The following is a 25954-nucleotide window of genomic DNA, read 5'->3' on the forward strand; positions in this document are numbered from 1 at the left end:
ATCTTCCATCCAAATGGAGATGAAAGTTCATCGCGCTTTCATCTCCCCATAATGTTTCTCTTCTTTTCTGTCAATTACCCCTGTAGAAACTTCCCCACACATGAGGAATCTTATCCACAAGACTACCAATTAATTATAACTCCATCTCAGTTAAAGAGATCCATACCCTTTAATTTTTTCAATTGTTCTTCATCAGTCAGATCAAGTCTGAGGGGTGTCATAGATACCAAATTATTTCTAATCGCATAGCGGTCAGTTCCCTCTTCCGGATTTTCGAGAGGAACCACTGTAAACCAAAAATGTTTTCTCCCCATAGGATCTTCGGAAGGCTTGACCAAGCCGTCATATTGCCGGACAGACTGCCTTGTCCATACGATACCTTTGGGTTCATACGGCAAATTTACATTGACCAATTTAGGTCCCTTCTCAGAGATCAGATAGTCTATAGCTTTCCATATATATGGTCTCATTTTAGAAAAATCATATTCTCCTGATTGGGTCGGCGTACTAAAAGCTATTCCTTTGATTCCCAATAATGCAGCTTGCTTGGCGCCTGCCAAGGTTCCAGAGTGCCACATCGAATTCCCAAGGTTTGGTCCGAGATTGATACCGGACAATACAACATCAACTTTTTCCCAGTGAAAACTCCCCAAAGAAACACAATCCGCAGGAGTGCCATTTACACGGTATGCATCAAAATCTCCGATATGAGTTTTCTTATAGGAAAGTGGTCGAGTTGCAGTTACAGCATGCCCCATGGATGATTGCTCCACGTCTGGAGCCACAATTCTAACATCGCCAAATTCTGACGCTACTTCTGCCAATTCCAAAATACCTGGGCTATAAACCCCGTCATCATTAGTAATCAAAATCTTCATAGTTCTATCGTTTAGTCACCCTTTTTGTATGCAAATAGCACGCAGGACTTTTATTACATATGAAAATGAAGATTATCTTATTTTACAATCCTTCGGCGGGCGATGAAGATTTCCCATTAGAAAAAGTAACTACATCCTTGGAAATGCAGGGCGCTTGTGTGATCTCACAGAATATTAAAGAAGCTGGATTTGAAAAGGCACTAAATCTTATTTTTGATCTGATCATCATCGCAGGAGGAGATGGCACAGTAGAGACTATTCTCCCTGCACTTCGAACCACTGACATCCCAATAGTAATTTTACCCTGGGGTACTGCCAATAATATCGCCGGAAGTCTTAGTACAACTTCTGAATACAAAAGCCTTGTCAAAAATTTTAAACAACAGAACTTCCAAAAGTTAACTATTGGAAAATATGAGTACTCCAACAAAGAAGGTTTGTTTATAGAAGGTATCGGTTGGGGATTATTTACTGAACTGCTTTTACAAAAAGCCCGGAATGATAAAAACCTAGATGAATCCTTTTCCAAAGTAGATTTCGGGATAAACAATCTTATAAAACTTCCCGATGAAATCGCGGAAAACGAATACAAAATAGAATTGGACGGTAAGGATAAATCTGGCAAATACCTGTGGGTTGAAATACTGAATATTAAACGCTTGGGACCAAAACTTATTCTAGCACCAGATGCAGATCACAGTGATCTATACTTGGATGTAATGTTGGTGGATAAAAGTCAAAAAGCTGAATTGCGAAAATATCTCCAGGATCAAAAAAAAGAACGTTTTCCCAGCCCTTTCAAGACAGTAAAGGCCAAAATCATAAAAATCCAATCATCACAGCCATTCCATGTCGATGACACACTGCACAATTACAAGGAGTTAAAAGGAGTGACTCATCAGATCAAGATAAGTCTTACTCAACTACGACTCAAAATCCTCAAAAACTAGCTAGTCGAGTAAAATACGGATAACGAATTCAACCACATTAACAAGCATTTAAAAAGGTCAAATGAAAAATCACTCACTTTCTAACTTCTAGTTTACGTGACACAGACACTAATCAAGGGGTAGTAGTAAGCTACCTATTATGCTTGCAATTCTTGTAGGAACACATATATCAATTCCGTAGGAGAACATGATATCATTAGCAGTTTATAAAAACTGAATGTATTAAGCCATTTGAACATCTATGGATTGCTTCAAAACTTTAACATTCACTGCTCCAGTCATGCATATTAATACTCTCTGTCGTTGATAAGAAATTTCCCTAGAACATATTGAACAACCGCATAGCTTATCTTTTTTAAACAAACCTTTCAGCAAGAATAGTCAAACAAAATTAATAGCACGTGCCAATGGCATTTAGATTGCCTACACATAGTAAATAAAAACCACAACAAGATGACTATTCAAAAAATTAAGCGAGCTGACCTCATAGGAAAATCGATAGTAGATACGCAAGAGTCGATTGAGAATTTTGATTCAATAAGCCCCAATGAGCCTAATCTAAGAAACAGCAATGAAGATGTGGATCAAATTCAACTCATCAAGGAAAAACTAGATTTTAGAGAAGAAGAATCGGATATATGAGGAATCGAATAAAATGATCAGGACAATATGGCCTTTGGGTTAGAGAAAATAATACCGATAGCCATTTTAAAGAAGTAGAAGACAAAGAAAAATGATCAATAAAACCACAAAGAAAGCCATCTTGAAGGCCTTGGAGACAGGGGAAAGTCTAAAAATGCGTTTGGGAAAAAAAACCCGCTTCAAAATCGAACGTAGGCTTCCATTTTTATTGGTTTATAGGTACAAAGCCAAAGAATCATCCCCTATCACCACATTGGTAGCTAGCGAGAGTTCCTATCTCATCACCGACAGAAATACCGATTACAACAGCGACGCCGCTATTCTGGTCAAGGAATTCGCCAAAAAAATATCATCCGAATATCGAAGCGTAATGGTGATGGAAGTCTGGATGGGTAAAGCTGAAAGCAAAAACTTTGTTATTAAAGCTCCAAAAGACAAGGCTCCGAATACTGTAAAATCTCTAAAGAAAGGATTAAAAGACATTGCCGCCAGCTATTCGCTTTCTGTTAAACTGGAAGAGACAAAAATAAGGCATCCTGAGGACATCAATGATTTTCTTACCCTTAAGCAATGCCAAGAGTCCGGTATATATCTTATAGGATTAGAAATCCCACCATTTTTTAGGAATGAAAACACAAATGAATTCTATTACCTCCTCTACAAAGAGTTTAAACGTGCATTTTCTGGAGTTCTGAGAAAATCCATATTTGAATTTCTGCGGGTTCAGACGTCTTTTGATATAGAAAATTACCAAAAATTGGGGAGTTTTTCCATTGATAAGGCTGTCTGGGAAGTTGATAAACAACTTTCAGATATCGAGAAAAAATTCCAGTTCCTGCTTCTTATCTCTCCCATCAATACCCTAGAGGCAAAGGAAGAATTTATTAAAAAGAAACATCAAATCAATCCTAAATTTCTGTACCGGCACCTGCCTGTTGATCCAGACCGATTAAAAGAAGCTCTTTTTAGCGTTAAGATTCACGAGATTGAAGATCCTACATTGGCTTTCCTATACACTGAAAAGCGGGAAGAGTTGGAAAAGCAAATTACCATGTTAAAAGAAAGAGGAAGTAAAAACTTCATGTACAGCAGTATCCGCTTATACAGTTCACCAGGAATTAATCTCTATGAAACAGCTAAATATCTGCTAAAGTCATTACCTGCTGATAATTATGAAGATATGGAATGGTTTGACTGCTATGATTTAGCCAAGATTTGTCAAATGGAAATCGGAAAGTATAAAGAACTCTATCCTGGAGTTAACGCGACGGTTTCTGTGAAACATGATATTGTAGGCATGCTTGTTTCTAAAGGCCAGTTATATATCGGAGAGAGTTTCAAGGTTCCAAAACGCCGGGTTCAAGCCTTGGTTCATCACGAAGTTAGCACCCATATTTTAACTTTCTATAATGGCAAAATGCAACCCTTTGGTCAGATGAGCAGTGGTTTCGCCGATTACGATGAACTACAGGAAGGCTTGGCTGTTTTGTCAGAATATTTAGTTGGAGGCCTTACATATAACAGATTGAGAATATTAGCAGCAAGAGTTATTGCAGGTAGGGCTTTGATAGAAGGGCAAACTTTCTCCGAGACTTACAGGGTGCTCACAGTTGAGTACAATGTCCCTCCTGAAACTTCCTTTCAGATTACCGCAAGGACATATCAGGGAGGAGGGTGCACAAAGGATATTATTTATCTAAGAGGTCTAATAAAACTCCTCGACTATTTAAAAGGAGGTGGAGAATTAGAACCACTTTATGTGGGAAAAATCGGATTTAAACACATCCCCTTGATCCGGGAATTAAAAATCAGAGGTATCATCCATCCCTCTCCTCTAGTCCCCTCTTTTTTGAAAACAAGTATAGCCCAGGAAAGGCTGGAAAAATTAAAAAATGGTCTTGACCTCCCACAATTAGTGAACTAAAACCAACATAACTTATGAAAATTGGATTTATTGTCAATCAAATAGAAACAGAAACTGCGGGGTATAGTACAACCCTCCTGTCTTCCACAGCAATTCATAGAGGTCATGAAGCATATATTATAGGCATAGGGCAATTATGCTATCTCAAAGATGGCAAAATGGGCGCTAAAGCAGTTAAGGCTCCTGAAAGAAAATTTCGCAGTCTGCAGAAATATATTGAGGCCATCAAAAGCGCAGAAGCAGAGAAAGTTTTCATCACATCGGACGACTTGGATGTACTTTTCCTGAGAAACGATCCCTGCGAAGAAATTGGCGATCGCGCATGGGCACAAACAGCCGGAATGGTCTTTGGGCAGATTGCAGTGGCAAATGGTGTACTTGTACTAAACGACCCATATTCTTTGATGACTTCATTCAACAAAATGTATTTCCAGCATTTTCCAGAAAAGGTAAGACCAAGAACCATAATCAGTAGAGATGCAAATGAGATAAAGGAGTTTTATGTACAAGAGAAAAAGAAAATCATCTTAAAACCACTTCAAGGATCAGGAGGTAAAGACGTATTTTTAGTTGATGACGATAAAAATCTAAACCAAATCGTTGAAACAATTAACCGCAATGGATTTGTAATTGCCCAAGAATATCTCCCCGCTGCGAAAAACGGCGATATAAGAGTAATATTAATGAATGGAAAAGTACTTACAGTAAAGGGAAAGCATGCTGCAATAAATCGGGTTAATGAAAATGATATCCGTAGCAACTTGCACACAGGCGGCCAAGCACTTCATACAGAATTTAATGAAGATGTAAGGAGACTTTGTGAAATTGTTGGTCCAAAGTTGGTTCAGGACGGAATGTTTCTAGTAGGCATTGATATCGTAGGTGATAAAATCATGGAAATAAACTTGGATAGTCCCGGAGGAATAGTTGCTATGCATAAGTTAGAAGGAGTAGATTTCTGCGGTGAAATCATTGCTGCAATAGAACGAAAAGTAAATTTCCAAAAACATTATCAAGGAACCCTCCCTAACGCATTTTTATCGACCTTAGACATTTAATAGCTATTGGAATATAGCTTATTACAAATAGAAAATTCCTTACGTTCATGCTAAAGATTCATGTGGATTTCACAATGAAAAAACCATCGGATCCCTGCTTTTGGTATAAGGGCAAAAACACCCTAAATTCATCATCTGCAATAATTTTCTCTCCATCTAACTTTGCCAATAGCTGCCCTGGCTTTACATGTGAAAAATTTTCAAATCCAGGTTCCATAGTGAACTCTTGATCGCTCTTCAAATCTAGTCGATAGATAACTTCAAATTCTTCCTGTATCGGTGAAGATTTTTTCAGTAAATGATAGTAGTAATCGTAATCTATGTCAGTTCTTTTCAGCATTCCAGTATGTATTAACGCTATCCATATAGCAGCTTCATGAAAATCCACAGATTTAGAATCATCATGCTGACCTGCTTCCATTGTAAAGCCTATGTGCCCCCTCTGTGTTAGAAAATGGTCAAAATGACCAGGGATAAATTGTTCAATCCCTTTTACAAGTGGAAGGGGAATTTCTTTAGCAAATTCAAAATTCGCTTCTTTTTTATTAACACTAACGTAAGGGATTGTGACAGAAGAAGTAGTATGTAGATCCATAAAGAAGATTTCTTTCTGAATGGAATCTTTCTCTAATTTCTCGATGATTAAAACCAGTTCATGAAACTCTATCCCCTCCTGAAAATCAATATTTTCTTCTTTTTTCAATACCTCTGCTAACTCAGGGGTGCATACCCGGTTGAGATCCTGATCAATCATACGGACGTTATGAGCGAGTGCAGTTAAGTTACCGACAACTCCTAAAATTTTACCTTTCATTTTTGGCTTTTCTTTGATGAGCTTTGAAATAACTCGCTCAACTGCTAGTACCCCACTTGGTTCATTTCCATGAACAGCGCCACTCACCAGAAAAAAAGGACCTGAAGTTTGATCCAGTTGGTCTTCTGGGTACTCTCCGATGATTCTTTTCAATCTACTAGGATCTATTTTTTGATAATTCGTCATAAGTTTCAGCTTTGTTTTCAACTAAGAATTCAAAACTCGTTCCCACTACCAATTTCTTGTTGAATTGTTTCATTCGGCTAATGCCCGAGTTGTTCATCAAAAATTCAATGCTATAGTGGGTAACACAAAGTATCACATTGTTGTCATTTTGTTACATTTTGTGCAATGATCTTTCAATGTTAATAGAAGCGCGAGTATCCTGAATTTTAAGCTTCAAAAATTTTAATAGAGCCAAACAAGGGCAAACAATCGCTTAATATAACGTTTACCATATAGAGCATAGTTAATCATCAATCCAATGACATATCCTTTTCTACCTCTTTGACAAAATTCTACGCAATAGGTAATTTGAATGGGACTGATTTTTGATCTAGTCCTAGTAGATAACGTTTCCATATCTATTTGAAATCAGTTATACTGAAATGTTAGTAGAGCTTTCTTTTGGCCTGTCAAGCGGCGAATAAATAAGCAAGAACTTGACAGGAGTTGAGTGATGAATCTAACAAGGGGGATATTGAATGGTGAAGAGGGGGTAGTACATATCCTCATGAAACCTATACTTTCTTTAGAATTAGTGACTTAAAAATGGATAAGAACCACTCGGCGTTTAACATTGGAAACATGAATTGAAAACAAAAACTGCTAAAGTATCCATTTAGTAATGACAGTTTACAAAATGAGATAATCTAGAGAGTGATATACGACGAATACGCAAATAAAGAGAATTAAACCAACGACCTAAATAATGATGCCTCCTATGATCGACTGTCTGAATTCTTTAGAAATGAAGAATGAAGAAGTTGTAAGGAGGCACCATTATTTATGCTATTGGCAAATTCTCCACTCCTATGCCATTTGATGTGATAATTCTTCCACACATCTCCGACACGACACCATACACTTGATACTCTCGGGAGAATTGTGTTTTTCACATTCTACAGCACAAATCTTACATGCTTCTACGCAAGTAAACATCAATCGCCCCCTGTCCAACCTGACTGATTCACATGCGTCGAGACAATCAGCGCATGCGCCAATGCAAATCTCAACTAGCTCAATTGTTTTTTCCATTCCTGAAACATCCTTTATGGAAGCGACCAATTGAAAACAGTCTTTAATACATTGCTCTAATGCGTTACAGCAATCGCTTTTTATTGGGGTTGACGATGACATGGTTCTTATTGGGTTTATTAAAATTAACTACCAAATGAGAGACCATAACTAATTTAACTTTTTTATAAAGTTCCAATTTATGTTTAGAACACAAATTTATTATGGAATAGTGCCTCAACCATCTTAATAAGACAACTTTTGATTACTGCGGAAAGGCCAATAGAATATCACGTTAAGAACAAAACGAACTATCTGTATTGCTTTCCATACACAAAACGTTACGTTTATTCCACAAATTGGAAATTACCAAATGGTAATGCTGACCCATTCGCAATATTTTTGATTTAAATTATTTCAAAAAATTTCAACAGGGAGAAAAGCAGACAAGATATTCTTGAAAAATTTTTCTAACCATCTTATCATTGAAACTTTTTAGGAACTACTACTTCATCTCTCGAGATATTGATGAGAGCCAATCACATCATCAAATTTATTATAATCCCAAGCAATAACAGAACACGTTAGTTAGAGACCAATTGGCATCTGTATTGGTTATTTCAATTAGCTTTCACAAAACAGACCAAGTATGAAATCAATATGGAATGGTACGTTAAGTTTTGGATTGGTCAATATTCCCATAAAAATGTATTCCGCATCAGAGTCCCGAAGAATCGATTTGGATATGTTGGATTCAAAGGACCATGCCAGAATTCGCTACCAGCGTGTCAATGAAACCTCAGGTAAGGAGGTAGAATGGAAAGATATTGTAAAGGGCTTTAAGATAGATGACAAATATGTCGTGCTGGAGGAAGAGGATTTCGAACTGGCAAATGCAAAAAAAAGCAAGGTAGTAGAAATTGAAGCCTTCGTAAATGAAGTCGATGTTGCGGACATGCTTTTCAAAAAGCCCTATTTCCTCGAACCCCAAAAAGAAGGAGGCAAAGCTTATAACCTGCTCCGGGATGCTCTTAAAAAGACCGAAAAACTGGGATTGGCCACTTTTGTCATGCGGCAGAAAGAAAACCTGTGCCTAATCGGAGTCTATAAAAATGCCTTGGTACTTCACGTGATCCGTTTTGCAGATGAAGTCAGGAATCCAAGCGAGCTGAAAATATCCACCTCCAAAGTAACCAAAAAAGAAGTGGAGATGGCCGAATCACTCATCGAACAATATACGGAGCCATTTGATCTGGGTAAATACAAAGATCAATACAATGAACAGCTGATGAAAGTGATTAAGGCAAAATCAAAAGGCAAAAAAGCAAAAGTGAAGAAGTTTGAACCGGAAAACACAGCAGCTAAGGATTTGATGGCCCAACTCAAGGCCAGTTTGGAAAAACGTAAAAAAGCATCCTGATGTCCCTCAAAGACTACAATAAAAAGCGGGATTTTTCCCGGACAAGTGAGCCTCACGGAGAAGTAGCCTCAGAAATCGGAAAGCTGCGCTTTGTAGTGCAGCGCCATGATGCCAGCCATTTACACTTTGATCTGAGATTGGAAATGGATGGGGTATTGAAAAGCTGGGCTGTGCCAAAGGGTCCCTCAATGAATGCAAAAGACAAACGCCTGGCTGTGGAAACAGAGGATCATCCTCTAAAATATCTGGATTTTCAGGGCAGTATACCCAAAGGAAACTATGGAGCAGGTGAAATGACTATCTGGGATAACGGAACCTACGCCCCTATTTCAGATAAAAAGAACACTGCTTCCTCCATGTACAAGTCTGGAAACCTCAAACTTACTTTTTACGGCAGCAAACTTCGTGGGGATTTTGCCCTGGTCAAAACTAACCTGAAAGATAAGCAGCCACAATGGCTTTTGATCAAAAAAAAAGATGAGTTTGCCACTGATCTGGACTATGATGCAAACCTCCATCTGGAGGAACTAAAAACCAAACCTGAAAAGAAACCACATTCAATTTCTTTAAAAAACCAAGTTTCTCCCATGCTGGCCTCCACCAGTAAGGAACTGAAATTTCCCAGCTCAAAGAATTGGCTGTATGAAATCAAATGGGATGGATATCGAATGATCTGCAATCATTCTTCCAAGAGTACCATCCTTTATTCCCGTAGTGGCGTGGACTATACTTCCTCCTATCCGGCTTTGGTAACCAGCCTTTCCCAACTTCCCCATAGTGCAATTTTAGACGGGGAAGTGGTCAGTTTGGATAAAGACGGTACTTCCCGGTTTCAGTGGCTACAGCATTATGCTGAGGAACCAAAAGGAGAGCTGACCTATATGGTCTTTGATCTGCTTTTTCTGGATGGCCACAGTATTTTGCACCTGAAATTACAGGAACGTAAAGAATTGCTGAAAGAATTGGTACATGATCTACCTGGCGTTAAGTTCAGTGAACATGTCATCGGAAACGGAAAGGCATTTTTTGAAAAAGTGCGTGAAAAAGGCTTGGAAGGCATTATGGGTAAAAAAATGGATTCTTTCTATTATCCTGGCTTACGCTCAGAAGATTGGGTAAAATTTAAAACGCAGGAAAGTCTGGAATGCATCATCTGTGGATATACCCATTCGGAAAACAGACCTTTCGGCTCACTGATTTTAGGCCTTCAAGTCAACGGAGAACTTACTTATGTGGGTAATTGCGGTACAGGGTTTTCCATTGCCGAGCAAAAAAAACTGGAGCAACAGTTCAAAAAAATCACAGTGTCCAAATCCCCATTTCCATCTAAAATACACCTTGGAGGCAGAAAGGCCAAATGGCTAAAACCAGTGATGGTCGCTGAAGTCTCTTTTGCCGAGTGGACTGAACAGAAAAGACTCCGACAGCCCGTCTTTAAAGGACTAAGATACGATAAAATTCCCCAATCACTGAGTGTGGATTCACCATCCAATCCGGAATTAAAAAACAGTGATCCTGAAAACTCCCTGGATCTTGACGGGATTCAAGTGCAGCTCAGTAATCTGGAAAAACCGCTTTGGTCCAAGGAGGGCATAACAAAATATGATCTGATAGATTACTATCTCAACATCGCAGCATACATCTTACCTTATCTCAAAGATCGTCCACAGAATCTCCACCGCCACCCAAACGGAATAGATCAAGATGGCTTTTATCAAAAAGATACTCCGGATGGATACCCGGATTGGATCAAAACCACTTCCATTTACTCGGAATCCAGTGAAAGGGATATTGATTATATGCTCTGCCAAAATGAGGCTACTCTGATCTATATGGCAAACCTTGGCTGCATAGAGCTCAATCCTTGGAACGCAAGGACTGATTCTCTGGACAAGCCGGATTACATCGTGATAGACCTGGATCCTTCAGACAAAAACGAATTCAAAGAAGTCGTAGAAGTTGCCCAGGCATTTCATGAGCTATTCGAGGAGTTGAAAATTGAAGGCTACTGTAAAACTTCAGGAGCCAGTGGGTTGCATATTTACGTGCCCCTAGAATCCAAATATCTCTTTCAAGAAGGACGTGACTTTTGTAAACTCCTATGTACAATCATACAGGAGAAACTACCAAAGCTTACCACTATGGAGCGTTCTCTCAAAGCCAGAAAAGGGAGAATCTATTTGGATTATTTACAAAACAGGCCTGGTCAGACTTTAGCCTCTGTTTATTCGGTGAGGCCAAAGCCAGGAGCTCCTGTCTCCACTCCCTTGCTTTGGAAAGAAGTCAATGGAAACTTGGATAAAAACGATTTTACCATTTTTACGGTTCGCGAGCGGCTAAAAACACACAAGGATCTCTTTAGCCCTATTTTAGGTAAGGGAATTAGAATAGAAAAGGTATTGGAGCAATTAGATAGTTAATTCACATCTGTGCTTTTCAAGGCTTTCTCTTCCCTGTTTTCACCCATATTCAAATTAAGCTTCATCCCATTTTCATTTCTCAGATATAAAGTCCGTGTAGGAAAGGCAATGGATATATCCAGCTCGTCAAATTTCTGATAGATCTGAAAGTTGAAATCCTGCTGTATATCAATGTAGGTGTTAAAATCTGCATCATTGATAATATAGACTATTTCAAAATCAAGGCTAGAATCCCCAAATGCCTTGAAGTGCGCCCGGTCAAAGTCAACACGCTTTTCAGACTGCACAATATCTTTAAGAATTTTCGGGATCTTTTTTACCAGATCCACCGGTGTTTCATAGGTCACTCCTACCGAGAAAACTATCCTACGGCGCTGCATTTTCTTGTAGTTATGGATTCGGGAACTGGTCATATCGCTATTTGCCATCACCAATTGCTCTCCCGAAAGCGTCTTAATTCTGGTAGTTTTGATCCCGATTTTGTCAACTATCCCATTTTTGTCCCCTATCACCAAGAAGTCCCCGACTTCGAAGGGTCTGTCAAAAAAGATAACGAAATAGTTAAACAGATCTCCGATGATATTCTGTGCCGCCAGAGCAATGGCGATTCCACCTATTCCCATTCCAGCTATGATTGCGGACACATCATAGCCCAGGTTTCCCAGCATAAAGATGAGGCCTGTAATCCATATCAATACATTGATAATCAGGATCACGCCACCCATCTGTTTTACTTTCTCTTCTCCTCCCTCCTGCCTTCTTATATAAGTCTGCAGCAGCATGAGTATGATACTGGACACCAGCCGGATCGCATAGTACGTGATGATCACCACATACACTACTTCCAATATAGACAGAATTTTATCCGGCCATGCAAGTGTCTTCAGTCCGGCATATATAATGGTAAAATAGACCACAGGCAGGACATAATTCCCTATACTTTCTACTATGAAATCGTCTATGATAGTTGATGATTTGGAAACCAGCTTACTGATTCGCTTCAAGATGAGGCGTTTGAAAAGTTTTACGAGTAAAAGTCCCAAGACAATTACTCCAAGCATAATCAGGTATTCTTTACCTGTATTTCCATAAAATTCCTGGGTAAGTAAATCTTGCATGATAAATAATAGGTTTAGTTGTGAAAAGAGAGACTGCTAGTGTCGTGTCAACGTTTAAATGAGGGACTATACGGCAGTGGGGTTAGCAGGAGATCAAGGCACAAAACAAAGAGCATAGCCGAAGCTATTTGAGCTCTTCTGTAACGCATTGACACCGTAAAAGACACCCCGTATACATTGTCGGTTTAGGCTTTCCACGTCACTAGAAACAGCAGAGCCTGGTTTTTGGCTCCATAGGCTATGTAGGCTAGCAATGGAATCAACCATTTATCATTTAAGGTATTCTCTACCAAAATTGTTCCGATAGGTACTGACGGCGTCACACAGAATAGTATTAGCTTCCATTCAACAGGGAAACCACACATTGCCAGGCCTAAATCACATACTAACCGCACAAAAGTTGGGTAGCTTAAACCACGGTAATGGGAATATTTGTTCTCATCCAATAATGATGATTTCACTTAAAAGCCCATCTTGATTGCAAAACAACTCATATAAATCCACAGAGTTTATTTCTTGAATTTGGCTTAAGGATTGAACTTGATGTTAAGAACTTAACTGCAATAACATCATGAATCTTCAATCTAAATCACATTTATTACTTGCGATAGTTGTTACGCTATTATGCTCATGCAAAGAGAGAGTATCCAAGGAAGAAAAGGAGAAACTTTCAATACAAAGCGCTGATACTGTTCAAACGGCTATAGGTGAACTGATCCTCCCCTCACCTTATTCATCAGAGGTAACTACCAACCGCAGTAATGTAATAGGTTGGCCAGAGGATAAAAAGCCACTTGTGCCTGAAGGCTTTACAGTGACGGCATTTGCCAAGGACTTGGATAATCCCAGAGCCACATACATTGGTCCCAATAACGATATTTTTGTAGTAGAGAGTAACAGTAACAAGAGTGCAGACCGCATTACTGTTTTTCAGGATAAGAATCAAGACGGGGAATATGAGGTCCGCGAAATTTTCAAAGAGGGGTTGAATAAGCCCTATGGAATGCTCATCATCAATAATACGTTTTATATAGCCAATACCGACGGGCTATACAAATATCCCTATAAAGCAGGACAGGTAAAATTAGAGGGAGAAGGTGAAAAAATCGTTGAGCTGCCAGCAGGTGGTTATAACAATCACTGGACGAGAAACCTGATTGCGAATGAGGACAATTCAAAAATTTACATTTCAGTAGGTTCTGCCAGCAACAATGCAGAGCATGGAATGGAGGAAGAATTCCGCCGGGCGGGAATCCTCGAAATTAATCCGGATGGTTCGGGTGAGATAATCTATGCCAGTGGCTTAAGAAATCCAGTTGGAATGTCATGGAACCCCGTCACTGGTGAACTCTGGACTGCGGTAAACGAGCGAGATGCACTAGGGAATGATCTGGTGCCGGATTATATCACCAGTGTACAAAAAGACGGATTCTACGGCTGGCCTTATTCCTACTTTGGAAAGATAACAGATCCTAGAATGGAGGGAAAAGGAATGGATAAAGTGGAAAAGGCAATTATCCCCGATGTTCCAGTAGGTAGTCATACAGCCTCACTTGGATTAACCTTTTATATGGGAGAGACTTTTCCTCAAAAATATAGAAACGGTGCCTTTGTGGGCCAACATGGCTCTTGGAACAGAAAAGAACTGTCCGGTTACAAAGTTCTGTTTGTCCCGTTTAACAATGGAAAGCCAGCCGGAAAACCTGAGGACTTCATGACCGGATTTATAGCAGATGAACAAAAAGCCGATGTCTACGGAAGACCTGTAGATGTTACGGTCATGCCCGATGGTTCACTACTTGTAAATGATGACAGCGGAAATATCCTCTGGCAAGTAAAGGCCGACTAAAATAAACTGGGTTTCTAAATCGTGAAATTTCTAAGATTAAAAAAGCTAGTTATTACGCAACTAGAGCAACACATACCACTCGATATAATTATTCATTAAATTAACTACAAGGCGTTCTTCTCGATAGTACAATTAGAAATAAATCCCTAAAATCAAAAGACACTAATACTTACAATTATTTTGATGAAACGCTAGCACATGAACCAAGCACAAATGATATATCAGATGTGAAAATCCTCACATTCATTAAACATCAACCACTTTCAAGCGTTGATGGAACACAATTTGAATAATATTCTATATAAAACTAACAACTAACCAATAACACCATGAACACCACATTAAATCCACAAAACAGAGTCTCAAAAATAGTAGACTGCAAAGTAAAAACAGCTAGAGACGAAAACGTAGGATCCATCAAAGATCTTATGATCAATACTTCATCCAAGAAAATCGATTATGTCATTCTCAAAGTAGACGAAGGCTTTCTAAATTTAGGATCTAAACTCTTGGCCATGCCTTTTGAATCGTTTGATTTTCATCCAAATCAAGATGATGTAATCATCGTGAAAGAATCGAAAGAAACATTGGAAGACTCCCCCGGATTCGACGAAGACGATTGGCCATCGGGACCCCAAGCTGAATTTCTTCATACCCTTAGGAGTTACTATAGCCAAGAACCTAGAAGTCTTTATGGAAGATATGACGACCAAAATAGGACTTTCTACACTGAAGAGGAAGTTTTTCACGAAAATGCCAATCGAATAAAGGATGCTTCATATGGAGATGGATTTCTAGAGAAAGATCGTAGAAGCAATCGATAATCAGATTTCAGAACAGGTGGAGATCCGATATTAAAAAAATAATCAACTAAAATTAAGAAGCTAACCTCCGCAGGTTAGCTTTTTTTATAGAAAAAATAATTCATCAATAATTTATTGACATAATGGAATCAACAAGGGAAAACAACTAGTCACAATTTTCTCACCCAATTTAAGTCAAAATAATATCAAGCCAATGACTTACCGGTCCAATAATACTACGACAAAGAGGCAAATCTGGATATCCCGACAGCTATTTAAAATGTGTAACCCTAACGCCACGATTTGGAACAAAACATATCCAATGATTTTATTTAATTTAGAAAGTTAACCATTGAAATCAGAAACCTAAAATAAGAAAAAGTCTTATGATTATCCCAGGAACTTCATGCTCATTTCAACCCTATTTTTGATTGATTCGAATTCATCTCAGGCTGTCGATTGTCTAAAACATGCAGAAAAAATCAACTACTCCATTGTAAACTTGAAGGATCAATATTTTCTTTCCGCGCAGCCACTAATGAATATAATACATCTCATTCTGCTAAATTAAATTTCAAGAAACCTCTACAGATTCCTTCACAAATGTAAAGAAACCGATGAGCAACTTTTATTTCGACTTATCAAAACTATCTCGGGCTATATGATAAATAGCCCCGTACTCTTTAAGATTTTGAGAACCCAACTCAAAAGGCATTAATTTTTCATAGTTTATATAAGCTTTGTAATTCAGCAGGGTAAAATATCATCTAAAATAGATCTCCAAAAATAAATAATGCATTTATGAAATTAATCAGCCCTAGAATACACGCCTACTTAGACTATGTAATAGCCACAATCTTGATATTATTCCATTGGATTTTTGGATATGAATTGAAGGAGGTGGACTCCTGGGTTCCGATGATTTCAGGTCTATTCTATATAACTTACAGTATTCTTACTAGGTTTAGAAATGAACACTTTGGGATTATAAGCTTACAGACGCACTTGATCTTAGATTTACTTTTGGGTATTTTCCTTATAGTTACACCTTGGCTTGGAGAGTTTTCAGAAAATCCTCCATTTATACAATCAATTTTAGGAGTAATTATAATGATCATTGCTGGAATGACTAAGGAAAAAAAGTACAAAGAAGCTGGAAATGAAATATTAGAGTGAATCGTACTTGTACTTTTGCTCCAATTATTAGTTAGAAGCTCAGGACACATTACGAAGTGTTACTTTTTTATCACAGTCAATTAGATAGAAAAAAGTACTTGTATGATTTGAAGAAATTATGCCTGTCATAGAAACGACCTTATTCTGTTCCCCAACCAGAGTTCTTATAAAATTTCTTTGTAACACTCCATTTTCTTGAATATGGAATCCTCATTGTTCTTACTAAGTAAGCAAAATGGTCAAGCTCCATTTATTCTAACAAAAAAATATAGCTATGGATAACCAAACTTCAACTACAGCAGACATTCTAATTAAAAAGTTAATAGACTGGAAAGTCAAATTCATTTTTGGAATAATCGGGGATCGGATTAATCCAATAGTGGAAGCTCTGAGAAAAAACCAAGATAAAATACGTTTTATAACTGTCCGCCATGAGGAATCTGCATCATTGATGGCCAGTGGATATGCGAAATATACAGGAAAGCTTGGGGTCTGTATGGCTACTTCAGGCCCAGGAGCTATTCATTTAATGAATGGGCTTTACGATGCTTACAAAGATCATGTACCTGTATTAGCAATAACAGGGTCTCCAGTTTCTGAATTAGAGGGAACAGACTATATCCAAGAAATAAATATCCATTCACTGATGCAAGAGGTAACGGTATATGATCAAGAAGTCACAAGCCCCCAACAAGCAGAAACATTGGTTGATCTTGCTATAAGATCTGCCCTCAATACTCGTGGTGTCGCCCATCTTAATTTTGCAAAAGACAATCAGGAAGAGAAAGTACATGATGATGAAAATGCTACTGAACAGGGTGAAAAAACTTATAGAACCATGGAGTTTACTCCCGCAATGCAAATACCTTCAGACAAAGATTTGGAAAAAGCTTCGCTATTAATCAACAACTCTGAAAAAATAGGAATCCTGGCGGGTATGGGCGCTTTAGACGCCAGAAAAGAAGTTCTAGAGCTTGCAGCCAAAATTGGCGCTCCAGTGACCAAAGCCTTACTAGGCAAGGCTGTGATCCCAGATGAATCTCCATTTTGCACTGGCGGAATAGGCCATTTAGGTACACTTCCATCTAAAGAATGGATGCAGGAATGTGAGCTTTTGTTGATATTGGGCAGTAACATGCCATACCTTGACTATTATCCAAAAACTGCAAGCGCTATCCAGATTGACCACAACCCTAAAAGAATAGGATTACGATATCCAGCCTCGCTAGGATTAGTAGGAGATGTTAAGTCCACTCTAAAAATTTTACTTCCTGCAATTTCTGAAAAAAAAGACAGGAGTTTTCTAGAAAAATTTCAAAAGGAGATGGATAAGTGGAATCGCTCGCTGAAAGAAGTGGAAGAAGGTCAAAGTGTTTTAATTCGCCCCCAATTCTTGGTAGCTGAAGTAAGCCGACTTTTGGAGCCTGATGCAATTGTATCGATTGACACAGGAGCTCATACAATTTTCACAGCGCGACACTGGAACATCAAAGAAAATCAAAAAATGGCAGTTTCCGGAAATTTGGCCACAATGGCTCCAGGCTTGCCCTATGTCATTGCAGCCAAACTTGCTTTCCCAAACAGACAAACTGTAGCTTTTGTAGGTGACGGCGGATTTTCTATGCTCATGGCAGAGATAGTTACCGCTGTTCGCTATAACCTGGCTATTAAAGTAATTATATTCAAAAATAACGAGCTTAGTCAAGATGTATATGAACAAAGGGCTTCAGGTACAGAAATTTACGGAGGGGATCTAACTCCTATAGACTTTGCCAAAGTTTCTGAAGCCTGTGGAGCAGAAGGTTATAGTTGTCGTGATAAATCAGAATTACGAACTGTTTTAAAAAAAGCACTTGTTACCAATAGGCCTGCTGTTATCGAAGTATTAATTGACCCCGATCAAGCCCCTTCTGCTCCACATCATTTACTGCAGAACATTTTCTAATATCTTTAGAAAGGATAGGGTAAAAAAACATTAGAAAAAAAATTCCCTATAGAACAATAGATGCCAAAGTCCATAAGGGTTATCAGAATAAACTCGTTTTTTTAATGGTCTATACCTAACCCAATACAATTCATAAAATCTGCAAGAGACAAAGCTCATTAAACAAATGTGTCTATACCCTCCATTTCGACATCCAACAAGTCATCAAAGAAAAAGATTAAAATCAGAGGGAATATTTAAATTGAATACGAATAGAGCATCCCAAAATTATTTTCACATACAACAATAGCGTTATAAAACGCAAAGAATTATCCATAAACTATGAAGAACGCTGAGGTAAAAATATACTCAATTAACTTAAATCACTGATTATGTAATAGACATTGCCCCGCCTCTTAAAAAGAACTTCGTAACTAATATAACTGAAAAATTGAAGACACTCTTAATCGAACGATAAAACCTTCTACATATAAAAAGTTTTGTTGAAAAGAGAAAAATAAAAGGGGAAGATTCAATGAGTACTTATCAATTTCACTTTACTTGTACTTAATTTCATAACCAAGCATATTTTCAAGCAATCTTGAATTCATTCTCAACGTCACTTCCCCAGTTTCAAATTGTAGTAGTTTTTTCTAAATTAAGTTTTTCCCTCTAGTCTGAAAGACACTTTGCAGTTTACCCCATAAGACGTTATACCCTGATCATTAACATGAGCTTTGATATTACTCACATTGACAGAATCAATATTCATCAGTGTTTTTGAAGCCTCTTGAACTGCCTTATGAATAGCATCTTCAATACTCTCTTCGGAAATAGAAATAAGCTCAATTACTTTCACTATTGACATAAGAATAAATTTTAGTGATTTAGTATAATACTACATTTGTATTTACCAACTACATGCCAAAGATGAAAACCAGCCAGTTGCACATGTAAACCTACAAAACAAAACAAATCCTGTCACAATCGTGTAACGCAATGTAACAACTAAGTAACCACCTAGCAATAGTCACCATTATAAAAATTCTAATTACAGCCTTCATGCACACTCAAAAGCTTATGATTAACATACCATTTTGATCATTTCTAGCGCAAAAATTTATTAAACCTAGAATTAACAAACTTCTTGACAGCTCATTAAATTAGTTTACCACCTCAATGTATTTCAAATCTTTTATTATAAACATCAACACACCGATAACCAAGGAATGGCATGTAATTTGGATTTATACCTATATATCAAAAAATTACTAAAATGGGCATTGAAGTTATAATTGGAGTAATCATAATGGGACTTGTTTTCATTTTGTTGGTCGGATACATTTCAAAAAAAAATAATAGAAAATAAGAATCTCCTTACAGCTATTGGGAGGACACCATTTCGATTGCCATTAGCAATAATATTATCAGAGTTGATGTTGGAGCAGCTAAAAGCTCCTAATGTTTAAAACCGTAAGATGGATTTTTCGGATAAGCAAATTAATCTTGAGGCATACTCCTGTTGAATTCCCAATTGACTATTAGCCTGGGGAATTAAGTATTCAGAAAAAATAATTTTCCCCTTAAAGCAAAGAGATGCATAAGCAAAGAGTTTTTCTATTCCTTTTTCGGGGATGGGAGAAGCAAATCCCGTAATACTTAGACCAATATCACTACTAAATTTCTTACAAATTTGGAAAGCCATTTCTTCAGATATACTCTTAGAAACTCCGTTAGTTTCAATACAAGCGTCATATGAAATCCCCAACTGTTTAAACTTTTGCTCGCAGGAATAAACACTGGCCCCCCCCGCAAAAAACAACCCAGCATTAGAGCACGTACTCAGCATCAGTTGTACAAAGCCAGAAGTCACACTTTCGGCTACTGCTATTTTATAATGATTTTCTAAACAATGCTCGCAAATTCTTTCCAAAGCATATAGCGTATTTTCATCATTAAAAATCTCCATCTCTACATTTGAATTTAGATCCTAGAAAAGCGTATCAATTTTTAGTAGTTGACTTTGTTGACTTTTGTTGAATGAACTCTTCCTGGGGCTCTGAATCAGGTATGTTTTTCCTATTTCGATTTGTTCCAAGAGGGGTGACTTTAAGGTTTTCCTTATCATCCTTCTTTTGCGAACCTGTTTTTTTTGTTTCTGCCATAGCTATTATTGGTTTTGTCAATCCGCTCTTCATTGAGCAACCAGTTATTTCTCCTGTTGAGAATTCACAAAGCTTAATCTTGCTTTTTTTTCATAAAGACTAGCTGAATGCTTTATGAGGTGTCGAATAATAAATACAACCCAAATTTAAAAACCACTAGCATCCTAAGACTTACATAATTTCATTTTGATGTTCTAAAATTTTAGAATCCCCATCCATCTACTACTTTTTCTTGGAGGACAGGGAATAGGATAGTAAACCTTGCTCCCTTTCCAACCGCCCCTTCGGCGTAAATCATTCCCCCGTGATGTTCCATGATTTTTTTGCAAATCGCTAAGCCAACTCCAGAGCCAGGAAAGCGCTGCTTATCATGCAATCTATTAAATGGCAAAAAAATAGAATCACTAAACTCTCCATCAAAACCAACTCCATTATCTGTTACAGAAATCTTGACGAGAGAAGTCTTATCAGAAAGCGGAAACATGGTCAGATCCATCTCTGTAATATCCTCCTTTCTAATATGAATAAGTAAATCCCTTTGCAGATCCCTGTATTTTAGCGCATTATCAAGCAAGTTGGTAAAAAGCTGTTCAAATTGACTTGGTATGATCATAGCACTTGGCAGATCATCTACTAAAACAGTTGTATTTGAGTCATTAATATTAAAATCAAAGTCTTCCACCACATTGCTAATGATTTCCTCTAAGTTACATTTCTTAAAAACCCTCTTTTCTTTAGAAGTCCTTGAAAACTCCAATAGATCCAAAATCAGTGATTTCATCCGGTCAGCTGTACGATTAATTCTTGTAAAATAACCCTTAACCTCACCTGGAAGATTTAATTCCGGATACCGAAGCACCATAGAGAGCAATGTCTGTATTTTCCTAATAGGTTCCCTAAGATCATGACTTGCTATATGGTTGAATGAATCCAATTCGAGGTTTTTTTGTAATAAGTCTTTGGTTTTCTTCTCTAGATCTCTGATAATTTTAGTTTCATCAGTGATGTCATGAAAGGTTATTAGCAAGCAACTCCCCTTCTCAATCACTCTCCTGCTCATGGTGATAAATCTCAACTCATTTTTCCTGATTTTTACCTCTAGCTTAACTTCCTCTGAATTATTGTTGTCGTTAGTATGATCCAACAATCTACTTGCTGCCTCTTTATTTTCTCCAGTGAAATGAAACAAAAACAATTCTTTTGAGGCAGTTACTTCCGAGGGCTCATACCCGAACATTCGAATCAAATTAACTGAGAAATTCCATTTTCCAGATTTGAACTCATAAGTTGAACAGCCTATGTTAGAAACAAGCTCTACTTGTTGAAAAATTCTGTTACCATAGATTAAAGAGGAACTGGCTTTACTATTTTCCAACATACCCTATTAACATTTAATCCTAAATATTCTTTCAACTTCATGTCCGTAATGCAGACGATTTCATGATAAGTACTCCTGCAATACCAATAGCTGAGAAGTAATTGGGCAAAAGCTATGGTTAAAGGAGTAGCTGATTACATGAAACATTTTTAGATCTCTTTATAACTCTCCAACCTCCAAACTGTTTGGGTGGGGTGGCGTCTTTTATATACGAAGCAAACAACCTTCCAGATCAATGACCTAAAACCGAACTTTTATGCGATGGCCGGCGGTCATCACAGTAGAATTATGTAACAAACTGTATATTTTTTGTAACAGATCAAGTACTTCAAATAGATAGCTTTATCCAATAACTACTACTACCACAAAAAAGACACCCTATGAAAAATGTACTTGTAGTGGACAATCAGATCTCAAATTGCAATCTATTGTCCAAATTTTTGATAAAAAAGCACTATGAAGTCGAAACTACAACTCAAGGCAAAATGGCTCTGGAAATGTTCGGGAGGACTAAGTTCGATTTAGTTATAGCTGATTACAATCTACCCGATATGACCAGTGAAAAACTGTTTGACGAACTACAGAAATGTACTCCTGGAACTAGAATGATATTCATGGGCAAGGAAGTAAATTTAAAAAATGCAGTATCTATGATCAGACGAGGAGCAAATAATTTTATCTCAAAGCCTCTAAATCCGGATGAATTACTAGAAGCAATGGTTGAAGCTTCACTATCAGAAACAAGTCCTATTTCCCGTAAACAAAATAAGGTAGGCTCAAATTCAAACCTGATGTCTGCTCATTGTCCTAAAGTAAAGGCTTTGATGAGGCAAGCTGAGCGTGTAGCCCAGACCGACTATTCCGTGATCATTCATGGAGAAACTGGGACGGGAAAAGAGTCTTTCGCCAGACACATTCATCATCACAGTAATAGAAAAGAAGGGCCATTTGTAGCAGTCGATTGCGGATGCCTATCCAAAGAAATAGCCGCCAGTGAATTTTTTGGCCACGAAAAGGGGGCATTTACCGGCGCAATTTCACAAAAGACCGGTTTTTTTGAGCAAGCGGATGGAGGGACACTATTCCTGGACGAAATTGCCAATCTATCTTTGGATATACAAACTGCTCTATTGAGAGCATTACAGGAAAAAGTGATTCGAAAAATCGGTGGATCCAAAGTAATACCTATTGACATTAGAATAATCGTTGCTACAAATGAGGATTTACAGGAAAAATCCACAGCAACTACTTTCAGAGAAGATCTGTATTTCAGATTGTGTGAATACACATTGGAAATCCCCCCCCTAAGAGACAGAAAACAAGATTTACCGTATTTTGTTGATTTTTTCTTAGAACAAACAGCAATTGAATTAAAAATAGATAAGCCTGCTCTAAACGAGGAAATATCTGCTTTTCTAATGGAGTATGAATGGCCTGGTAATATTAGAGAAATGAGAAACGTTATTAGAAGATTGTGTCTTTTCATTGATGAAAATAACAACCTACAGTGTACAGCTCTTCCACAGAGGATAAAAAACTTTTTTCATGAACGGGACCTTAAAAACAAATTCTCATTAACTCAGACTGAACAAACCACTGTGTCAAAAGAAGACGATACTGCTTTAAAAGCAACAGTCATGGAAGCCGAATCACAAAGAATTTTAGAGGTACTTGAGAAAGTTCAGTATAATAAAACAAAAGCAGCTAAACTACTGGATATTCATCGTAAGACTCTCTACATGAAACTCAAACAGATGAATATCCAATAATACAGCTATCTATCATAAAAGATTGGGTTTCTCTTGTGGAGACTCAGGCTCTGTCTTTGGAGGAAACTGTTGCTTGCGGCGGGGATCATTACGTTCTTCGATTTCTTTCCTTTTACGAGTTTCTTCATCGATTTCCTCTTCATCCGGAAGATACTCTTCTTCTTCTGGTAATTTTGGATTAGGAGTGATTTCTTCTCTTTTTTCCGGCAAAGGAAATTCCTTTGCCGGAGGCCCCGTAGTTAACCCAAGCATTTCTACGAACAAGAATCCTAAATGATATCTGTCAGAAAAATGCTCATTTAAGCCAAGTGATTGAGGTTTCATATGTGTATAGTCCATAGTTTAGTTATTTGTCCTTTTCAGATTTATCAGAACCTTCAACTTTTACAAGCTTATTGTAGACACCTAATAACAATATAGATTCTGCCCATTGACCTATATACAAAGCCATGCGATCTTTTTTGTAGAGTTTAAAACATAATGATACTCCCATGGTAGCAATAGATGACCAGAGAAAAATATCTGATGGTGCTTTAGCAGTCTGCTTCTCGATTGATTTAGCAATTTTTCCTTCTTTATGTTTGCTTTCCATAATAATAAGATAGTTAAGAGTTTATACTTACCATGTATTCAATTTCCATTCCCTAAAATAGAAACTTAATTCAAAAAATAATCAAACGTACAAGAATGAAGTATTGAAGCACTCTTTGTTTAGTTTCACATTCCTGTACAGCAGAAGAAAAAAAAACTAAAATAATGTAAATAGTGAACTATTATATACAAAATGTTACAAAAATGCAACATTTATAAAATTTAAAACAAGCATAGAACATGTTGTAAAAAACAGGGAAGTATGCAAGAATAAATTTAGAGAGGGACAGGAAGAGATTTTTCTACCACTACTCTTTGAGTCAATAAATTGCATACTCTATCAAAGAACTTGTCTGCCAGTGAAAAAAAGAAAAATAAATACATTATATTATCTGCTATTATATCAAATTCAGAAAATCAATTTACGACTGTATGACAAACCTGTTCTTTGAAGGTTTAATAAATTCATATCATTACAATGAAAAATACGTTGGTATCGGGGAAAGATCTAGTGAGATATTCTTCTAGAACCCATTGTTGTCCAAAACATATCAACACAACACTACTCACTGCCCTTGAACATCAACTTATTCAGAACAACTATAAAAGAAGTCAAGAACCACATAATGTAATGACACAAAATTATAATAGCGTGATTAATAATTAAAGAAAGAAGCTTGCATATCCATTATTTCTTCAAATTTCAAAATACAATCCAAATTTAACAATAAAACACACTAATTAAACACCTATACCATTAGTCAATAAATTCCACACAACCTGGTTACCAGATAATTGGAAGACGAAATATAAGCACAAGTTTATAGAGCAATTCAACAATTAAAAATTCCGAAAAAAGTCATAGTCCGAAAATATATACCAACTAAAAAAAATGCTTATATCAAGAAAATAAAATATAACATTTATCAGAGAATCTCCTAGTCTCATATGGGCAACTCTACACCTTTTTTAATTATTTGATGGTGATAATGAAAAACTATGAATACGCTTAGAGTCATTCAAGGAAGGAGAATCTAAATATAAAATTTGATAAAGAAACATCATAAAAGCAAAATGGAAAATTAAATTTTCGAAGTAAACACATACAATCAAAAAAAAGCAGGCAGGAAACCTACCTACTTTAATAAAAAAAACCCTTCTTCAAATCAAATTATTCTTTTAAAGCTTTATAATTAATTTCGGATTTTGCCAGTTTATTTAAATGTTTATCCGCATTTTTCTCCTCATCTAGAGTCTGAGCGAGAATATCAGCGCATTCCTCATGGTTCATTTTCTTGGCCATTTCAACAAGTGAACCATAAGAGGCAATTTCGTAATGTTCAACTTTTTGACATGCGATAATAATTCCTGCATCTCTTACTGAAGTTTCCACTTTGCTATCCTCAAGAATATCTTTTGCCTCTTCGAGCAACCCTTCCATTGCATCACATTTTATCGCCTGCGGTTTTTCGTCCAGTAACTCAAAAACTCGTTCCAGCCGTGAAACATGCTCTTTTGTTTCATTTAGGTGATTAGAGATCGCATCTGCTAGTTTTGAAGATGTTGCTGCTTTTGACATTTTGGGAAGTGATTTTACTAAGTGTTTTTCAGCCCAAAAGATATCTTTCAGTTCTTTAAGAAATAATTGATGAAATTCCGAATTACGCATCTCTTCAGAGATTCCTGTTTTTGATTGAGTTGCCATAGTTGTTTTAGTTTTTAAAATTGTTAAATTGAATGGTTCTTCACATACAACTCTAACATCTTGCCAAAGGTCTAAATCTATCCGTAATGGACAATCTCAATATAAATAGTAAAAAAGTGTTACAAATATGTAAC

23 protein-coding genes are annotated in these 25954 nt (G+C 37.2%); 11 read left to right on the forward strand and 12 right to left on the reverse strand.

The features are described 5' to 3' along the window. Window positions 1-146: 146 nt before the first annotated feature. Complete coding sequence (gene surE / locus G460_RS0100005) at window positions 147-878, reverse strand: 5'/3'-nucleotidase SurE (protein ID WP_026953465.1); 732 nt, start codon at window positions 876-878, stop codon at window positions 147-149. Between the two features lie 59 nt (window positions 879-937). Here surE and G460_RS0100010 point away from each other — a divergent pair, with 59 nt between their 5' ends. The 4 genes from G460_RS0100010 (at window position 938) to G460_RS0100025 (ending at window position 5452) form a co-directional block, all read left to right on the forward strand. Continuing rightward, the gene (locus G460_RS0100010) at window positions 938-1828 is read left to right on the forward strand and encodes a diacylglycerol/lipid kinase family protein (RefSeq protein WP_026953466.1); all 891 of its coding nucleotides are present in this window, start codon (window positions 938-940) and stop codon (window positions 1826-1828) included. Between the two features lie 453 nt (window positions 1829-2281). Beyond that, window positions 2282-2470, forward strand: a complete 189-nt coding sequence (locus G460_RS0100015; protein WP_026953467.1) for a hypothetical protein — start codon at window positions 2282-2284, stop codon at window positions 2468-2470. A 91-nt stretch (window positions 2471-2561) separates the two neighbouring features. Beyond that, a complete protein-coding gene (locus G460_RS0100020; protein WP_026953468.1) occupies window positions 2562-4394 on the forward strand; it encodes a peptidase MATCAP family protein in 1833 nt (610 codons plus the stop codon). A 14-nt stretch (window positions 4395-4408) separates the two neighbouring features. After that, window positions 4409-5452: a glutathione synthetase gene (locus G460_RS0100025; protein WP_026953469.1), complete on the forward strand. Its 1044-nt coding sequence runs from the start codon at window positions 4409-4411 to the stop codon at window positions 5450-5452. Between the two features lie 58 nt (window positions 5453-5510). On the opposite strand, the gene G460_RS0100030 is transcribed toward G460_RS0100025, so the two are convergent. Then, window positions 5511-6452: a succinylglutamate desuccinylase/aspartoacylase family protein gene (locus G460_RS0100030; RefSeq protein WP_026953470.1), complete on the reverse strand. Its 942-nt coding sequence runs from the start codon at window positions 6450-6452 to the stop codon at window positions 5511-5513. 846 nt (window positions 6453-7298) lie between these two features. Beyond that, window positions 7299-7625: a four-helix bundle copper-binding protein gene (locus G460_RS23530; protein ID WP_483756950.1), complete on the reverse strand. Its 327-nt coding sequence runs from the start codon at window positions 7623-7625 to the stop codon at window positions 7299-7301. 526 nt (window positions 7626-8151) lie between these two features. Here G460_RS23530 and ku point away from each other — a divergent pair. Then, the gene (gene ku, locus G460_RS0100035; protein ID WP_026953471.1) at window positions 8152-8922 is read left to right on the forward strand and encodes a non-homologous end joining protein Ku; all 771 of its coding nucleotides are present in this window, start codon (window positions 8152-8154) and stop codon (window positions 8920-8922) included. Continuing rightward, window positions 8922-11342: a DNA ligase D gene (ligD, locus tag G460_RS0100040; protein WP_026953472.1), complete on the forward strand. Its 2421-nt coding sequence runs from the start codon at window positions 8922-8924 to the stop codon at window positions 11340-11342. The genes ku and ligD overlap by 1 nt, the downstream gene beginning before the upstream one ends. Here ligD and G460_RS0100045 read toward each other — a convergent pair. Further along, window positions 11339-12460, reverse strand: coding sequence for a mechanosensitive ion channel family protein (locus G460_RS0100045; protein WP_035463629.1), 1122 nt, complete (start codon window positions 12458-12460; stop codon window positions 11339-11341). The two genes, ligD and G460_RS0100045, sit on opposite strands and share 4 nt — an antisense overlap. A 185-nt stretch (window positions 12461-12645) precedes the next feature. Further along, window positions 12646-12783, reverse strand: coding sequence for a hypothetical protein (locus G460_RS0100050; protein ID WP_157366816.1), 138 nt, complete (start codon window positions 12781-12783; stop codon window positions 12646-12648). 248 nt (window positions 12784-13031) lie between these two features. Between G460_RS0100050 and G460_RS0100055 the strand changes: the two genes are divergently transcribed. The 4 genes from G460_RS0100055 to G460_RS21025 all read left to right on the forward strand — a co-directional run bounded on the left by G460_RS0100055 (window position 13032) and on the right by G460_RS21025 (window position 18233). Then, window positions 13032-14309: a PQQ-dependent sugar dehydrogenase gene (locus G460_RS0100055; protein WP_035463631.1), complete on the forward strand. Its 1278-nt coding sequence runs from the start codon at window positions 13032-13034 to the stop codon at window positions 14307-14309. A gap of 329 nt (window positions 14310-14638) precedes the next feature. Next, a complete protein-coding gene (locus tag G460_RS22470) occupies window positions 14639-15133 on the forward strand; it encodes a PRC-barrel domain-containing protein (RefSeq protein ID WP_051315828.1) in 495 nt (164 codons plus the stop codon). A gap of 780 nt (window positions 15134-15913) precedes the next feature. Further along, entirely contained in the window at window positions 15914-16288 is a 375-nt protein-coding gene (locus G460_RS21020) for an SPW repeat domain-containing protein (RefSeq protein ID WP_051315829.1), read from the forward strand. A gap of 274 nt (window positions 16289-16562) precedes the next feature. Beyond that, complete coding sequence (locus G460_RS21025) at window positions 16563-18233, forward strand: thiamine pyrophosphate-binding protein (RefSeq protein WP_051315830.1); 1671 nt, start codon at window positions 16563-16565, stop codon at window positions 18231-18233. A gap of 637 nt (window positions 18234-18870) precedes the next feature. Here the strand turns inward: G460_RS21025 and G460_RS0100075 are convergent. From G460_RS0100075 to G460_RS0100090, 4 genes are all read right to left on the reverse strand, one after another. Next, window positions 18871-19080, reverse strand: coding sequence for a dodecin family protein (locus G460_RS0100075; protein ID WP_026953476.1), 210 nt, complete (start codon window positions 19078-19080; stop codon window positions 18871-18873). 597 nt (window positions 19081-19677) lie between these two features. Continuing rightward, window positions 19678-20181 carry a CinA family protein gene (locus tag G460_RS21030; protein WP_051315831.1) on the reverse strand — a complete coding sequence of 168 codons (504 nt, stop codon included), beginning with the start codon at window positions 20179-20181 and terminating at the stop codon, window positions 19678-19680. Between the two features lie 34 nt (window positions 20182-20215). Continuing rightward, entirely contained in the window at window positions 20216-20377 is a 162-nt protein-coding gene (locus G460_RS0100085; RefSeq protein ID WP_157366817.1) for a hypothetical protein, read from the reverse strand. 202 nt (window positions 20378-20579) lie between these two features. Next, window positions 20580-21755 (reverse strand): sensor histidine kinase, encoded by a 1176-nt coding sequence (locus G460_RS0100090; RefSeq protein ID WP_026953478.1) that lies wholly within the window; start codon window positions 21753-21755, stop codon window positions 20580-20582. Window positions 21756-22135: 380 nt separating this feature from the next. Between G460_RS0100090 and G460_RS0100095 the strand changes: the two genes are divergently transcribed. Continuing rightward, window positions 22136-23524: a sigma-54-dependent transcriptional regulator gene (locus tag G460_RS0100095; protein WP_026953479.1), complete on the forward strand. Its 1389-nt coding sequence runs from the start codon at window positions 22136-22138 to the stop codon at window positions 23522-23524. Window positions 23525-23536: 12 nt separating this feature from the next. Here the strand turns inward: G460_RS0100095 and G460_RS0100100 are convergent, their stop codons facing one another. The 3 genes from G460_RS0100100 to G460_RS0100115 form a co-directional block, all read right to left on the reverse strand. Continuing rightward, window positions 23537-23863: a hypothetical protein gene (locus G460_RS0100100; RefSeq protein WP_157366818.1), complete on the reverse strand. Its 327-nt coding sequence runs from the start codon at window positions 23861-23863 to the stop codon at window positions 23537-23539. Window positions 23864-23870: 7 nt separating this feature from the next. Continuing rightward, the gene (locus tag G460_RS0100105; protein ID WP_035463632.1) at window positions 23871-24116 is read right to left on the reverse strand and encodes a hypothetical protein; all 246 of its coding nucleotides are present in this window, start codon (window positions 24114-24116) and stop codon (window positions 23871-23873) included. A 1170-nt stretch (window positions 24117-25286) separates the two neighbouring features. Further along, window positions 25287-25820: a YciE/YciF ferroxidase family protein gene (locus tag G460_RS0100115; protein ID WP_026953482.1), complete on the reverse strand. Its 534-nt coding sequence runs from the start codon at window positions 25818-25820 to the stop codon at window positions 25287-25289. Window positions 25821-25954: the final 134 nt, after the last annotated feature.

The sequence above is a fragment of the Algoriphagus vanfongensis DSM 17529 genome, assembly GCF_000429465.1.
Taxonomy (GTDB): Bacteria; Bacteroidota; Bacteroidia; order Cytophagales; family Cyclobacteriaceae; genus Algoriphagus; species Algoriphagus vanfongensis.